This window comes from Roseateles sp. GW835-FHT13E02 (genome assembly GCF_058794035.1).
Map to the genome: position 1 here is coordinate 146091 of NZ_JBXAGJ010000006.1, position 13903 is coordinate 159993.

At 67.1% G+C, this 13903-nt stretch carries 11 protein-coding genes; 2 read left to right on the forward strand and 9 right to left on the reverse strand.

All coding sequences use genetic code 11. The features are described from left to right. The first annotated feature begins 65 nt into the window (after positions 1 to 65). Positions 66 to 518 (forward strand): urease accessory protein UreE, encoded by a 453-nt coding sequence (locus AC1Q6P_RS08015; protein WP_492663153.1) that lies wholly within the window; start codon positions 66 to 68, stop codon positions 516 to 518. A 95-nt stretch (positions 519 to 613) separates the two neighbouring features. Here AC1Q6P_RS08015 and argJ read toward each other — a convergent pair whose 3' ends face one another. After that, complete coding sequence (gene argJ / locus AC1Q6P_RS08020) at positions 614 to 1852, reverse strand: bifunctional glutamate N-acetyltransferase/amino-acid acetyltransferase ArgJ (RefSeq protein WP_492663152.1); 1239 nt, start codon at positions 1850 to 1852, stop codon at positions 614 to 616. Positions 1853 to 2009: 157 nt separating this feature from the next. Between argJ and AC1Q6P_RS08025 the strand changes: the two genes are divergently transcribed. Continuing rightward, positions 2010 to 2765 (forward strand): type 1 glutamine amidotransferase, encoded by a 756-nt coding sequence (locus tag AC1Q6P_RS08025; protein ID WP_492663151.1) that lies wholly within the window; start codon positions 2010 to 2012, stop codon positions 2763 to 2765. A 55-nt stretch (positions 2766 to 2820) separates the two neighbouring features. Here the strand turns inward: AC1Q6P_RS08025 and kdpE are convergent, their stop codons facing one another. The 8 genes from kdpE to kdpF form a co-directional block, all read right to left on the reverse strand. Continuing rightward, complete coding sequence (gene kdpE / locus AC1Q6P_RS08030) at positions 2821 to 3528, reverse strand: two-component system response regulator KdpE (RefSeq protein WP_492663150.1); 708 nt, start codon at positions 3526 to 3528, stop codon at positions 2821 to 2823. Between the two features lie 68 nt (positions 3529 to 3596). Then, positions 3597 to 6344: a DUF4118 domain-containing protein gene (locus AC1Q6P_RS08035; RefSeq protein ID WP_492663149.1), complete on the reverse strand. Its 2748-nt coding sequence runs from the start codon at positions 6342 to 6344 to the stop codon at positions 3597 to 3599. A 33-nt stretch (positions 6345 to 6377) separates the two neighbouring features. After that, positions 6378 to 7352 carry a magnesium and cobalt transport protein CorA gene (locus AC1Q6P_RS08040; protein WP_102767654.1) on the reverse strand — a complete coding sequence of 325 codons (975 nt, stop codon included), beginning with the start codon at positions 7350 to 7352 and terminating at the stop codon, positions 6378 to 6380. Positions 7353 to 7379: 27 nt separating this feature from the next. Beyond that, a complete protein-coding gene (locus tag AC1Q6P_RS08045) occupies positions 7380 to 8219 on the reverse strand; it encodes a TorF family putative porin (RefSeq protein ID WP_492663148.1) in 840 nt (279 codons plus the stop codon). A 141-nt stretch (positions 8220 to 8360) separates the two neighbouring features. Beyond that, a complete protein-coding gene (gene kdpC, locus AC1Q6P_RS08050) occupies positions 8361 to 8957 on the reverse strand; it encodes a potassium-transporting ATPase subunit KdpC (protein ID WP_492663147.1) in 597 nt (198 codons plus the stop codon). A gap of 13 nt (positions 8958 to 8970) precedes the next feature. Beyond that, on the reverse strand, positions 8971 to 11070 hold the full coding sequence (gene kdpB / locus AC1Q6P_RS08055; protein WP_492663146.1) for a potassium-transporting ATPase subunit KdpB: 2100 nt from the start codon (positions 11068 to 11070) through the stop codon (positions 8971 to 8973). Positions 11071 to 11080: 10 nt separating this feature from the next. Further along, a complete protein-coding gene (gene kdpA / locus AC1Q6P_RS08060; RefSeq protein WP_492663145.1) occupies positions 11081 to 12889 on the reverse strand; it encodes a potassium-transporting ATPase subunit KdpA in 1809 nt (602 codons plus the stop codon). Position 12890: 1 nt separating this feature from the next. Further along, positions 12891 to 12980, reverse strand: coding sequence for a K(+)-transporting ATPase subunit F (gene kdpF / locus AC1Q6P_RS08065; RefSeq protein ID WP_492663144.1), 90 nt, complete (start codon positions 12978 to 12980; stop codon positions 12891 to 12893). Between the last annotated feature and the right edge of the window lie 923 nt (positions 12981 to 13903).

Consider the following 13903-nt stretch of genomic DNA (forward strand, 5'->3'; position numbering starts at 1 on the left):
AGACTTCGCTACATTGTCGGCTTCGACCCTGCTGCTTTTTCATTTCCATCCTCTGCTGCCCCATCATGAACACCCAATCGTCCTCCGCTGCCCTGCTCATCACCAAACGCCTGCCGGGCGGCCAGGGCCTGGCCCCGGCCTTGCTCAAGCGGGCGGCCGTCGTCAAGCTGGACGAAGCACAGAGCCACCAGCATGCGCTGGAGGTGACCGATGAACAGGGCCAGGCGCTGAAGATTCAGCTGCCGGAGGGCACCCATCTGCACGCCGGTGATGTGCTGGTGGCCGAGGATGGCTCGCTGCGCGTGGTCGATGCGCCGGCCCATGCGGATTGCGGTTCTCATGACCATGGCCACGACCATGGCCACGACCATGGGCACGTGCATGACCACCACGACCACGGCCATGACCACGGCCACGCCGGCTGCTCGCACCCCTCGCATGCCAAGGGCAAGCCGGTCGGCATCCCGGTGCAGGCGGCGTCTGTGCCTCATGTCCATGGCCCGGGCTGCAAGCACTGAGGGCGTCTTCAGGACGCCATGCGCCAAAGAAAAAGCCCGGCATGCCGGGCTTTTTGCTGGGTGCTGCGCGGAGCCATGAGCCGCGCAGCGTTCGCTCAGGATCGGTAGTCGGCGTTGATGGTCACGTAGTCGTGGCTGAGGTCGCAGGTCCAGACCGTGGTGTGGGCCGCGCCGCGGTGCAAGTTGACGCGCACGGTGATCTCGCTCTGCTTCATCACGCGCTGGCCGTCTTCCTCGCGGTAATCGGAGTGGCGGCCGCCGGCGCGCACCACATGGACATCGTCCAGGTGCAGATCGATCAAGGTCTGATCCAGGTCGGCGATGCCGGCATAGCCCACCGCCGCCAGGATGCGGCCCAGGTTCGGGTCGCTGGCGAAGAAGGCGGTCTTGACCAGGGGCGAGTGGGCGATGGCATAGGCCGCCAGCTTGCACTCGGCCTCGTCGCGGCCGCCCTCGACCACCACCGAGATGAACTTGGTGGCGCCCTCGCCGTCGCGCACGATGGCCTGGGCCAATTGCTGTGACACGGCGATCACCGCCTCGCGCAAGGCCTGACCCTCGGCGCTGTGCAGCGATTCGATGCGCTCATGCTGGGCCTTGTGGGTGGCGATCAGCACGAAAGAATCGTTGGTCGAGGTGTCACCATCGATGGTGATGCGGTTGAAGGAGGCATCGGCCGCCTCGGTCACCAGGGTCTGCAGCAGGCCCGGGTTGATGTGCGCGTCGGTGGCGACATAACCGAGCATGGTGGCCATATTGGGGCGGATCATGCCGGCGCCCTTGCTGATGCCGGTGATGGTGACGGTCTGGCCCTGGATCTGGATCTGGCGCGAGGCGGCCTTGGGCAAGGTGTCGGTGGTCATGATGCCAAGTGCCGCTTCACCCCAGGCGTCGTCGCGCAGGGCGGCGATGGCCTTGGGCAGTCCGGCGATGATGCGGTCCACCGGCAGCACTTCCATGATCACGCCGGTGGAAAACGGCAGGATCTGGCTGGGTTGCAGAGCCATCAGCTCGGCCAGGGCCGTGCAGCTCTGGCGCGCGCGGGCCAGGCCGTCCTCGCCGGTGCCGGCATTGGCATTGCCGGTGTTCACCAGAATGGCACGGATGCCGGCGCCCTCGGTCTGGCCGGCCAGGTGCTCGCGGCAGACCTGCACCGGCGCGGCGCAGAAGCGGTTCTTGGTGAAGACGCCGGCCACGCTGGCGCCCTCATCGAGGGCGATGACGCTGAGGTCGCGCCGGTCGGCCTTGCGGATGCCCGCCATGGTCACGCCCAGGCGAACGCCGGGAACGGGGTGCAGGCTGGCGGGATCGGGGGCAGTGAGGTTGACGGGCATGGCGGGCACAAGCAATGAGGGGGAAAGGTGCGCGAATTGTAGGGCGCGGCCTGGTGCGCGGGCTTGACGGCTTCTTGACACCGCCGCCCGCCAACTGAGCAGGATCTTGATGGCGGCCCTTCTAAATTGAAGCCTTCGCAACGAGTGGCCGGACGCCATGCCGGCCCGCTTCATGAACCCGATCGCCATCCTCCAGCACGAGTGCAACCAAGGCCCCGGCTACCTGCTGAGCCATCTGCGCAGCCAGGGCCGGGACTGCGAAGTCTTCCACGCGCCGCGGGGTCAGGCCTTGCCTCGCTGGATCAGCGACTACAGCGGCCTGGTCGTGCTGGGCAGCAACCACAGCGTCAACGACGACCTGCCCTGGATCGAGGCCGAGCTGGGCCTGCTGCGCCAGGCCGTGGCCCTGGACGTGCCGGTGCTCGGCCATTGCTTCGGCGCCCAGCTGCTGGCCCGGGCGCTGGGCGCGCGGGTGCACCGCCATGCCTGGCCCCACATCGGCTGGAGCCGGCTCTGGGCCACGCCGGCCGGGCGCGAGCGCCTGGGCGGCCAGGCCCAGGTCACCATGTTCAACTGGCACCACGACAGCTTCGAGATCCCCAGCGGCGCCCAGCGCATCCTGTTCGGCAGCCATTGCCTGAACAAGGGCTTTGCCCATGGCCGACACCTGGGCCTGCAATCGCATCTGGAAGTGACCGAGGACAGCGTGCGTGCCTGGTGCGCCGAATCGCGCGAAGAGATCCGCCAGGCCCTGGCGCAAGGCCATGGCCGCACGGTGCAGAGCGAAGAGGAGCTGCTGCGCGAGCTGCCCACCCGCACCGCCGAGCTGCACCGCCTGGCCCGCAACGTCTACGGCCACTGGCTGCGCGGTCTGCGCCAGCCCCTGGCCAGCCATCTGCACGGGGGCTGGTGAAGCCCCAGGGCCGGATGGCCCCGCTCGCCCCAGCTGCCCCGGCTGCCGCCAAGCTTCAAGCCACGAGGCGGTAGCCCACGGCCGTCTCGGTCAGCAGGTACTGCGGCGCCGCCGGCACCGCCTCCAGCTTCTGGCGCAGATTGCCCATGTAGACGCGCAGATAGTGGTTGTCCTCGACATGGCTGGGGCCCCAGACGGCCTTGAGCATCTGGCGGTGCGTCAGCACCTTGCCGGCGTGCGCAATCAGATGCGTCAGCAAGCGGTACTCCAGCGGCGTCAGATGCACCGGCTGGCCGGCGCGCAGCACCCGGCGCTGGGCCAGATCCACCTCCACCTCGCCGAAACGGAAGACCGTCTGCGCCGGCTCATCCATGCTGCTGCGCGCCGCCGCCTGGCTGCGCCGCTGGGCCACGCGCACGCGGGCCATCAGCTCGCCGACGCCAAAGGGCTTGCTCAGGTAGTCGTCCGCGCCGGCATCGAGGGCGGCGATCTTGTCGGCCTCGGCCGTGCGCGCCGAGAGCACGATCACCGGCACGCCCGACCAGGCGCGCAGATCGCACAGGTAGTTGAGGCCGTCGTCATCGGGCAGGCCCAGGTCCAGGATGACCAGATCGGGCCGGCGCGTGCCGGCATCGACCAGGCCCTGGCGCACGGTGCTGGCCTCGTGCACCTGCCAGCCCTCGGCTTCCAAGGCCAGGCGCACGAAGCGGCGGATGCTCGCGTCGTCTTCAACAATCAGGGCAATGGGATGCGGTTCGCTCATGGATTCAGGCGCTGACAGCAGCGGTGACAACAAGATCAGTGGCAGCAGCGGCAGCGCGGCACTTTCATTCAGAGGTCCGGGTCGGCCCCGGGTTCGGGCTCATCTCCCGCCGGCAGCGCCGGCGGTTCACCGAGCGGCAGGCGGATGACGAAGCAGGCGCCGCCGCCGGGCAGATTTTCGCCGTGGATCTGGCCGCCGTGGGCTTGCACGATGGCGCGGCAGATGGCCAGGCCCAGGCCCACGCCCGGCGTGCTGCTTTCGCGCTCGCCGCGGCTGAACTTGGCAAACAGCTGCTCCTCACGCCCCGGCGGCAGGCCCGGGCCGTTGTCGGCCACGCGCAGCAGCAGGGCCTGCTCCGAGGCCGGCGCCAGCTCGGCCGAGATGCGCAGGCGGCTGTCGGGTGGCGTGTACTTGAGCGCGTTCTCGATCAGGTTGCACAGCACCCGCTCCATCAGCGCCGCGTCCAGGTTCAGCAAGGGCAGGCCCGCCGGAATGTCCAGCTGCAAGGCATGGCCGGCCAGAGCGGGCTGCAAGGCCTGCAAGGCCGTGCCCACCACCTCTTCCACCGGCTGCCACTGCGGATTCAGGCGCACCGCCCCGCTTTGCAGCCGGGCCATGTCGAGCAGGTTGTTGACCATGGCGCTGATGCGCTGGGCCTGCTGCTGCAGGGCGGCGCTGAGCTCGCGCGCCTGGGGCGGCAGCGCGGGCGTGCGGTCCAGGGTCTGGGCCAGGCCGTAGAGCCCGGCCAGCGGCGTGCGCAAATCATGGGACAGGGCCGAGAGCAGCGAGTTGCGCAGGCGCTCGCCCTCGATGTGCACCAGGGCCTGCTGCGCCACCTCGACGTAATGCACCCGCTCCAGCGCCTGGCCGATGATGCGGCCATAGGTCTCCAGCTGGGCGCGCAGCTCCGGCAGCATCAGGCTGCGGCTGCTCTTGGGTTTGAGGGCCAGCACGCCGCGGGTGCGCATGGGCGCCTTCAGCGGCAGGTAGAACCAGGCGCTGCCGGCCAGGGTGTCGGTGGACAGGCCCGCGGCCTGTCCATGATCGAGCGCCCAGCGCGCCGTGCCGGCATCGGGTTGATCGGCCAGGGCCAGACTGGCCTGGCGTGGCGAGGGCTGCAAGGCCTCGTTGAGGTCCAGCACATAGAGCAAGGCCTCGCCGTGCACCTCTTCGGACAAGGCGCCTTCGGCCACTTGCAGCACCGCCTCGGTCTGCAAGGCGCCGGCCAGATCGCTGGTCAGCTCGAACAGCGCCCGCGAGCGCGCCTCACGCTCGGCCGAGACCCGCGCCTGGTAACGCAGGCCGGCCGTCAGCTGGCCGATCACCAGGCCCACCACCAGCATGACGGCGAAGGTCAGCAGGTACTGGACATCGGAGACGGCAAAGCTCAGCTTGGGCTGCACAAAGAAGAAATCGAACAGTCCCACGCTCAGAAAACTGGCCAGCACCGCCGGCCCGCGGCCCAGGCGCAAGGCCACACCCGCCACCGTCAGCAAGAACAGCATGACGATATTGGATTGATCAAAAGCCAGTTGCAAAGGCCAGCTGATCAGGGCCGTGGCCGCGCAAGCCAGCGCCGCCAGGCCGTAGCGGCCGGCCAGCTGCTGCCACTGCAGCTCGCGCTCCTCGGCCTCCTGGCTGGTCGCGGCCGCGCGACGCGCCGGCGACAGCGCCGCGGCGGCCACGGTGATCAGGTCCAGCTCCGGCGCCCCTTCCGCCAACTGCTGCTGCAAAGGCACAGCACCCAGCCAGCGCCGCCAGGCCGATCGCGACTCACTGCGTCCCAACACCAGCTTGGACAGGTTGTGCTCGCGGGCATAGGCCAGCAGGGCCGGGGCCAGGTCTTGCGCCGGCAGCACCGCGGTTTGCGCGCCCAGCTCATGGGCCAGGCGCACGGTGCGCAGGATGCGGTCACGCTGCGCATCGGGCAGGCGCTGCAAGGCCGGCGTCTCCACGTACACCGCATGCCAGGACACATTGAGCTGCTGGGCCAGCTGCGCGGCGCTGCGCAAGACGCTCTCGGCCGCGGAGCTGGGGCCGATGGCGCAGAGGATGGCGGCCTCGGTCTTCCAGACCTGGGCCACACGCTCGTTGCTGCGCCAGGCCTGCACATCGTCTTCCACCCGGTCGGCGGTGCGGCGCAGGGCCAGCTCGCGCAAGGCCATCAGATTGCCCTTGCGGAAGAAGTTCTGCGCGGCGCGCTGGGCCTGCGGGCCCATATAGACTTTTCCCGCCGCCAGCCGCGCGAGCAGCTCGTCGGCCGGGGTGTCCACCATCACCACTTCATCGGCACGATCGAAGAAGGTATCGGGCAGGGTCTCCTGCACGCGCACCCCGGTGATGCCGCCCACCACATCGTTGAGGCTCTCGAGGTGCTGGACATTGAGCGTGGAGTAGACATCGATGCCACGCGCCAGCAGTTCCTCCACATCCTGCCAGCGCTTGGGGTGCCGGGAACCGGGTGCATTGCTGTGCGCCAGCTCATCCACCAGCACCAGGGAGGGCCGGCGCGCCAGCACCCCGTCCAGATCGAACTCGGGCAACTTCTTGCCGCGGTACTCCAGCTCGCGCAGGGGCAGCTGGGGCAGGCCGTCGAGCAAGGCCTGGGTCTCGCTGCGGCCGTGGGTGACCACCACGCCGGCCAGCACATCGCGCCCCTCGGCCATCAGCTTGCGAGCCGCCTGCAGCATGGCAAAGGTCTTGCCCACACCGGCCGATGAGCCGAAGTAAATGCGCAGCCGACCCCGCTGCTCCGCGCTCTCCTGCTCGCGGATCTGGGCCAGCAGGGCGTCGGGGTTGGGGCGTTCGTCGCTCATGCCTTGTCCATTGAAATTCAAATCCAGGCCCGGTCAGAGCCAACCGGCGCGACGGAAACGCCACCACAAAAATCCACAGACACTGACGATCAAACCGAGCGCAGCCGGGTAAGCCCAGCTCAGCTTGAGCTCAGGCATGTGCTCGAAATTCATGCCCCAGATGCCGGCGAAGGCGGTGGCCGCAGCAAAGATGCCGGCCCAGGCCGCCAGGCGCTTGGTGACATTGCTGTCCTCGATGGCGACCATGGACAGATTGGCCTGGATGGCCGTGCCCAAGGTGTCGCGCAGGGAATCGATGGCGCCCTCGATGCGGGCCAGGTGGTCGGCCACATCGCGGAAATAGTCGCCGGTGCGCGCGCAGATGGGCGGGATGCGGCCACCGTGCAGCTTGGACAGCATCTCCAGCATGGGCGCCACCGCGCGGTGCAGCAGCATCAGGCGGCGCTTGAGTTCGTAGAGGCGCTTGATGTTGTCGAGCTGGGCGCCGCGCACAAAGATGCTTTGCTCGATCTCGTCCAGCTCCAGCTCCAGGCGGTCGACGATGGGGAAGTAACGGTCCACCACCGCGTCCATCAAGGCATAGAGCACAAAGCTGGGGCCGTGAACCAGCAGCTCGGGCTCGCGCTCGCAGCGCTCACGCACGCCGAGAAAATGCAACTTGCTGCCGCGCCGCACCGAGAGTACATAGTTGGCGCCGACAAACACCGCCACCTCGCCCAGGCTCAGGTCGCCGCCCACCCAGTCGACCAGGTGCATGGAGGCGAACAAATCGCTGCCGTACTCCTCGACCTTGGGCCGCTGTTGGCCGCGGCTGGCATCCTCGACCGCCAGCTCATGCAAGTGGAAGAGTCGCCGGTAGGGCTCCAGCTCGGCGGCATCGGCATCGCGCAGCGCCACCCAGACGAAGGTGTTGGGCTGCTGCAGATAGCCCTGCAACTCCTCGGGCCGGTCGGGCGAGAGGTCGGCCAGCTTGGTTCCGTCTTGGTAGACCGCGCAATTGATCAGCATGCCGGCATTCTCTCCCGCGCTGCAGTCTTAAAAGGTCTTGGCGACGCTGAGCACCAGACCGGTGTTGCCCAGGCGCTTGGCATTCTGGCCGGCGGCGTTGCCGGCCTGGTAGAAGTCGCGCTTGGCGTCGGTGCCGACCAGGGCGCCGGTCCAGTTCAGGCCGGCGATCTCCTTGCTCAGCGAGAGCTTGAAGTCGCTGTAGGACAGATCAGCGTAGTGCCGTACATGCACATGTCCCAGATGGGTGCCCAGGGTCAGGCCGGAGCCGAGATCGAGGTTGTAGTTCAGGTCCAGATACGCGCTGCCCTTGCTGCCACCGGCGGCCGGCAGGCTGCTGAAGTAGGCGTAGCCGGCGGTGTCGCTGTTGAGGCCGAAGTAATCGGTAACGGAAACCGACAGCTTGGCGCTGAAGGCACCGGCCGTCAGGCCTGCGTACAGATCCACATTGTTGTAGGTCTTGTCCGTGGCCACGCCGGGCGCGCTGTTCAGCTTGGCGCCGGGATAGACGTAGGCCAGCGCGCCCAGGTCCAGGGTCAGGTCTTGCGTGAGCGGGAACTTGAAGCCGGCGTAGAGGTCCAGCTCCAGGCCGGCGCCGTTGTTGTAGCTGTTGCCCGAGACATTGGAGGCCCAGGTGCCGGCGTAAAAGCCGCTGCGGTGGGCGTAGTCCAAGCCGCCCTGCAAGGCCGGCAGCTTCCAGCTCTGGCTGATGCCGCGAAAGCGGTAATCGCTGTTGAGGCTCAGATTGCCGCTGAGGCTGTGCTCGGGTGTGGCGGCAGGAGCGGTCGGAGAGTTTGCTTGGGCCAGGCAGTTGAAGGACAGGCCAGTCAGGGCCAGGGTCAGGGTCAGAAAGGAAATGCTTGTTTTCATCAGAAGTTCAGAACATTCAAGAAATCAAAAGGCGACAAAGGGTGATGAAGCCCCTCCCCCGTTCAAACACTGTGTTGGTTCTCTCCGGGGGCTTCATCGGGACCTCGCGGTCCGAAAAACGAAACCGTCGATAGGCCGCGCTCAGCGCGGCGTGCCGCTCAGCGCATCGAGCGCCAGATTGAGCTTGAGCACATGGACGCGTGGCTCGCCCAGCACCTGCAGATCGCGCGCCGCGGTGTGGGCCTCGATCAGGCGCAGCACCTCTTTCATCGGCAGCTGGCGCTCACGCGCTACGCGAGGGGCTTGGTAGCGGGCGGCAGCCATGCTGATGTGGGGATCCAGGCCGCTGGCCGAGGCGGTGACCAGATCGGCCGGCACCGGCTGGGTGTTGCCCGGGTCGGCAGCGCGCAGTGCCGCCACGCGGGCCGCCACGGCCTCGCTCAGCGCCGGGTTCGAAGGCCCCTGGTTGGAGCCCGAAGAGCCGCCGGCATTGTTGGCCATGGGTGCAGTGGCCGAGGGCCGGCCCCAGAAGTAACGTGGCTCGCTGAAGCTCTGGCCGATCAGCTCGGAGCCGATGGCCTCGCCCGCCTTGTTGCGGATCAGGGAGCCGGCCGCCTCGGCCGGGAACAGGGTCTTGCCCAGGGTGGTGACCACCAGCGGGTAGACCAGGCCGGTGACCGCGCTGAGCAGCAGCAAGCTGGCCAGGGCGGGACGGACTTGCTTGAACAGATTCGTCATGATGGGGAGCTCCTCAAACCAGACGCAGGCCGACCAGGATCAGGTCGATGATCTTGATGCCGATGAAGGGCACGATCAGGCCGCCCAGGCCGTAGATCGCGAGATTGCGGCGCAGCAGCGCGGCCGCACCGATGGCGCGGTAAGGCACGCCGCGCAGGGCCAGGGGAATCAGCGCGATGATGATCAGCGCGTTGAAGATCACCGCCGACAAGATGGCCGAGCTCGGGCTGTGCAAGCCCATCACATTGAGCGCGCTCAGCTGCGGGTAGACGCCCACAAACATGGCCGGGATGATGGCGAAGTACTTGGCCACATCGTTGGCAATGGAGAAGGTCGTGAGCGAGCCACGCGTCATCAGGAGCTGCTTGCCGGTCTCGACGATCTCCAGCAGCTTGGTGGGATTGGAATCCAGGTCCACCATATTGCCGGCCTCTTTGGCGGCCTGCGTGCCGGTGTTCATGGCCACGGCCACATCAGCCTGGGCCAGGGCCGGCGCGTCGTTGGTGCCGTCGCCGGTCATGGCCACCAGGCGGCCCTCGCCCTGGTAGTCGCGGATCAGCTGCAGTTTGGCCTCCGGCGTGGCCTCGGCCAGGAAGTCATCCACACCGGCTTCGGCCGCGATGGCCGCTGCCGTCAGCTTGTTGTCGCCGGTGATCATCACCGTCTTGATGCCCATGCGGCGCAGCTCGGCGAAGCGCTCCTTGATGCCACCCTTGACGATGTCCTTGAGCTCGACAGCGCCCAGAGCGCGCGAACCTTCCGCCACGACAAGAGGCGTGCTGCCGCGGCGGGCGATGTCATCGATGGCCGCACTCAGCTCCTTGGGGAAGCTGCCGCCCAGGCTTTCGACATAACGGCGAATCGCATCGCCCGCGCCCTTGCGGATCTGCCGGCCACCGGCCAGGTCGACCCCGCTCATGCGGGTCTGGGCGGTGAAGGGCACGAACTGGGCGTCCAGCGTGCCCATCTCGCGCTCACGCAGATTGAAGCGGGTCTTGGCCAGCACGACGATGCTGCGGCCTTCGGGTGTTTCATCGGCCAGCGAGGCCAGCTGGGCCGCATCGGCCAGCTGCTGCTCGCTGACACCGGGCGCCGGCACAAAGGCGCTGGCTTGGCGGTTGCCCAGGGTGATGGTGCCGGTCTTGTCCAGCATCAGCACGTCCACATCACCGGCCGCCTCGACCGCGCGGCCCGAGGTGGCAATCACATTCGCCTGCATCATGCGGCTCATGCCGGCCACGCCGATGGCGGAGAGCAGACCGCCGATGGTGGTGGGGATCAGGCAGATCAGCAGGGCCACCAGGGCGGTGATCGACACCACCGTGCCCGCGCCTGCCGCAGAGACGCTGAAGATCGAGAAGGGCAGCAGGGTCACGGTGACCACCAGAAAGACCAGGGTCAGGGCCACCAGCAGAATCGTCAGCGCGATCTCGTTGGGCGTCTTCTGGCGGCGCGCGCCTTCGACCATGGAAATCATGCGGTCCAGGAAAGACTCACCCGGGTTGACCGAGATGCGCACCACCAGCCAGTCGGACAGCACACGGGTGCCGCCGGTGACGGAGGAGAAGTCGCCGCCCGACTCACGGATCACCGGTGCCGATTCACCGGTGATGGCGCTCTCGTCCACCGAGGCCACGCCTTCGATGACCTCGCCGTCCAGCGGGATCAGATCGCCCGCTTCGACGAGCACCACATGGTCGCGGCGCAGCTCATCACTTTGCACCGGATGCCAGCTGGAGCCGTGAACAGGCTGAGCAAGTTTCTTCGCCCAGGTCTTGCTCTTCAGGCCACGCAGTGAAGCCGCTTGCGCCTTGGAGCGACCCTCGGCCATGGCCTCGGCGAAGTTGGCGAACAGCACGGTGAACCAGAGCCACAGCGAGATGGCCAGCATGAAGCCGCGGCCCTCGCTGCCGGCCAGTTCAGGAACGCGCCAGCTGAGCAACCACAGCAGGCTGGTCAGCAGGCTGCCGACGAAGACCACGAACATCACCGGGTTGCGCCACTGCACCCGCGGGTCCAGCTTGGCGAAGGATTGCAGCAACGCTGGCTTGACCAGCGAGGGGTCGAGCAGCGAGAAGGTGCTGCCTTGTGTTTGGCTTTGTTGAGTTGTCATGGCAATACCCTCACAGCTTCCAGAGCAGCAGGTGCTCGACGATGGGGCCGAGGGCCAGGGACGGAACGTAGTTGAGCAAGCCCACCAGCAACACCGTGCCGATCAGCAGGCCGACAAACAGCGGGCCGTGGGTGAGCAAGGTGCCGCTGCTGACCGGGATGCGCTTCTTGGCCGCCAGGCTGCCGGCCAAAGCCAGCACGGGCACGATGACGCCGAAACGACCCAGCCACATCACCACACCCAGCAAGGTGTTGTAGAAGGGCGTGTTGGCAGACAGGCCGGCGAAGGCACTGCCGTTGTTGTTGCCGGCCGAGGTCAGGGCGTACAGGATCTCGCTGAAGCCATGGGCGCCCGGATTGGCCACTCCTGCCCGGCCAGCCTCGCTGAGCACGGCCAGGGCTGTGCCCATCAGCACCACCAAGGGCGTGACGAGGATGGCGATGGACACCATCTTCATCTCATAGGCCTCGATCTTCTTGCCCAGGTACTCGGGCGTGCGGCCGATCATCAAGCCGGCGATGAAGACCGCCAGGATGGCGAACACCAACATGCCATACAAGCCCGTGCCCACGCCACCAAAGACCACCTCGCCGAGCTGCATCATCACCAGGGGCACCAGGCCACCCAGCGGCGTCATCGAGTCGTGCATGCTGTTGACAGCGCCGCAGGAAGCGGCTGTGGTCACCACGGCAAACAAGCTGCTGGCGTTGATGCCGAAGCGGGTCTCCTTGCCCTCCATATTGCCGCCGGCCTGCACGGCGCTGGCGGTCTGGTCCACACCCAGGGGGCTCAGGGCCGGATTGCCGGCCTGCTCGGCGCTGGTGGAGGCGAGCACGCCGGCGATGAAGAGCGCACTCATCGCCGCCAGAATCGCCACACCCTGACGCGAATCACCGACCATGCGGCCGAAGCAGAAGCACAGCGCCGCCGGGATCAGAAAGATGGCCAGCATCTGCAGCAGATTCGACAGCGGCGTCGGGTTCTCGAAGGGGTGGGCCGAGTTGGCATTGAAGAAACCGCCACCATTGGTGCCCAGCATCTTGATGGCCAGCTGCGAGGCCACCGGGCCCATGGCCAGTGTCTGGCTCTGGCTGCTGACGGTCTGGCTCAGCGGCTTGCCTTCGGCATCCAGCTGGAGCTGGCCGTCGGCGCCCAGCTTCGGGACGGCATAACTCTGCACCTCCAGGGGCCTGACCTCCTTGTAGGCGTCAAAGTTCTGGATCACGCCCTGCCCCACCATGGCCAGGGCCAGCAGCAGGGACAGCGGCAGCAGCACCCACAGCGTGATGCGGGTCAGGTCGGCCCAGAAGTTGCCCACCGTGCCGGCCAGCGCGCCCGCGGCCTTGCTGGAGAAACCACGGATCAGCGCAAACACCACGGCGATTCCGGTGGCGGCCGACACGAAGTTCTGCACCGTCAGCGCCAGCATCTGGGTCAGATAGCTCATGCTGCTCTCGCCGCCATAGCCCTGCCAGTTGGTGTTGGTGACAAAGCTGATGGCGGTGTTGAAGGCCGAGTCCGGCGCAATCGCCGCCATGCCTTGCGGATTCAGCGGCAGCAGGTCTTGCCAGCGCTGCAGGCCGTAAACGGCCAGCACGCCGAAGAAGCTGAACAGCAGCAGCCCTAGCGCATACTGCTTCCAGTGCATGCCTTCGTCGGCATTGACTCCGGCGAGGCGGTAGATCGGCGCCTCGACCCGGCGCATCCAGCGCGGCAGGTCACCAGCCGCCACCGCGCTCAAGCCGCGCGACAGCGGCCAGGCGGCCAACAAAAGCAGACCCATGAACAGGGCCAAATTCATCCATGCCCAGGCGTCCATCTCAGAACTCCTCGGCACGCAGCAGGGCGTACAGCAAATAGGCAAACAAGCCCGCGGCCACCAGGCCGCTGATCCAGTACAAGGCACTCATGGCTTGCCCCCTGCCGCAGCCAGCTTGTGGCTGGCCAGGGCCAGGCCCACAGCCAGGCCAAACAAGGCCAGGCTCAGGACCAGAAAGATCCCATCCATCAGCATCATCTTCTTCATCCTCACGGTCGTTTGACGGACCTTGTTGCAATGAAGTCAGCTTAAAAACAGACGCATCAGGCCCGTGTAGAAGCTGGGGAGATGGGTATCAAGAAGGTGTAAAGATCGCCGCATGGCGGGGCGGCTTGCGGCACGAAGCAGCCTTTGGTGGTTTTGCTCGTGAGGCCCTGCAGCCCGTGCCGCCACTGGGCTCATGGTTCCGGGGTCGGCCCTGACGGGCCGACTTCCCTGCGCTGCTCGCGCCTCGGGGCTGGCGCATAACTCACTTCGCTCCCTGCGTTCGCTTCGTTCAGACAGAAGCGCCAAGTCAGTACTTGAAGCGCACGAGTACGTGCACGCCCCGAGTCGCTGTGCTGCTCGGCCCTTCACAAATCGCCCGGCAGCGGCACGGGCTGCAGGGCGCTTGCATCGCGGTCGATGTGCCTCATCAACGGTGGAGCACGCCACCTCCGGAGGGGGCTCGGCCCGCCGACGGGCGATTTGTGCGCGGCCGAGGGCGCAGCGGAGCGGCTCAGGCGCGCGTAGTCGCGCGCTCCAAGTGCTGACTCGGCGCCACTGTTTGACCACAGCGAGCGCAGCGAACGGAGGGAGTTTGGCGCCGCTGAGCCGCGCAGTGAGCAGCGAGGGCAGTCGGCTCGCAGAGCCGACCCGCGAACCATGAGCCCGGCGGCGAGACGAGACACCGCAGCGAGAACGACAACCCCACAGAGGTCCGCAAAGTGCCGTGAGCAGGCACACCGCACAAATGGCAGGCATGAAAAAAGGCCGGCATCAAGCCGGCCTCTCAGGTTCATGCTCGCGGGCTTC

Excerpts from the sequence above, each read along its gene's own strand:
- AC1Q6P_RS08015 (WP_492663153.1), top strand. The coding sequence starts at position 66 with ATGAACACCCAATCGTCCTCCGCTGCCCTGCTCATCACCAAACGCCTG.
- argJ (WP_492663152.1), bottom strand. The coding sequence starts at position 1,852 with ATGCCCGTCAACCTCACTGCCCCCGATCCCGCCAGCCTGCACCCCGTT.
- AC1Q6P_RS08025 (WP_492663151.1), top strand. The coding sequence starts at position 2,010 with ATGCCGGCCCGCTTCATGAACCCGATCGCCATCCTCCAGCACGAGTGC.
- kdpE (WP_492663150.1), bottom strand. The coding sequence starts at position 3,528 with ATGAGCGAACCGCATCCCATTGCCCTGATTGTTGAAGACGACGCGAGC.
- AC1Q6P_RS08035 (WP_492663149.1), bottom strand. The coding sequence starts at position 6,344 with ATGAGCGACGAACGCCCCAACCCCGACGCCCTGCTGGCCCAGATCCGC.
- AC1Q6P_RS08040 (WP_102767654.1), bottom strand. The coding sequence starts at position 7,352 with ATGCTGATCAATTGCGCGGTCTACCAAGACGGAACCAAGCTGGCCGAC.
- AC1Q6P_RS08045 (WP_492663148.1), bottom strand. The coding sequence starts at position 8,219 with ATGAAAACAAGCATTTCCTTTCTGACCCTGACCCTGGCCCTGACTGGC.
- kdpC (WP_492663147.1), bottom strand. The coding sequence starts at position 8,957 with ATGACGAATCTGTTCAAGCAAGTCCGTCCCGCCCTGGCCAGCTTGCTG.
- kdpB (WP_492663146.1), bottom strand. The coding sequence starts at position 11,070 with ATGACAACTCAACAAAGCCAAACACAAGGCAGCACCTTCTCGCTGCTC.
- kdpA (WP_492663145.1), bottom strand. The coding sequence starts at position 12,889 with ATGGACGCCTGGGCATGGATGAATTTGGCCCTGTTCATGGGTCTGCTT.
- kdpF (WP_492663144.1), bottom strand. The coding sequence starts at position 12,980 with ATGAGTGCCTTGTACTGGATCAGCGGCCTGGTGGCCGCGGGCTTGTTT.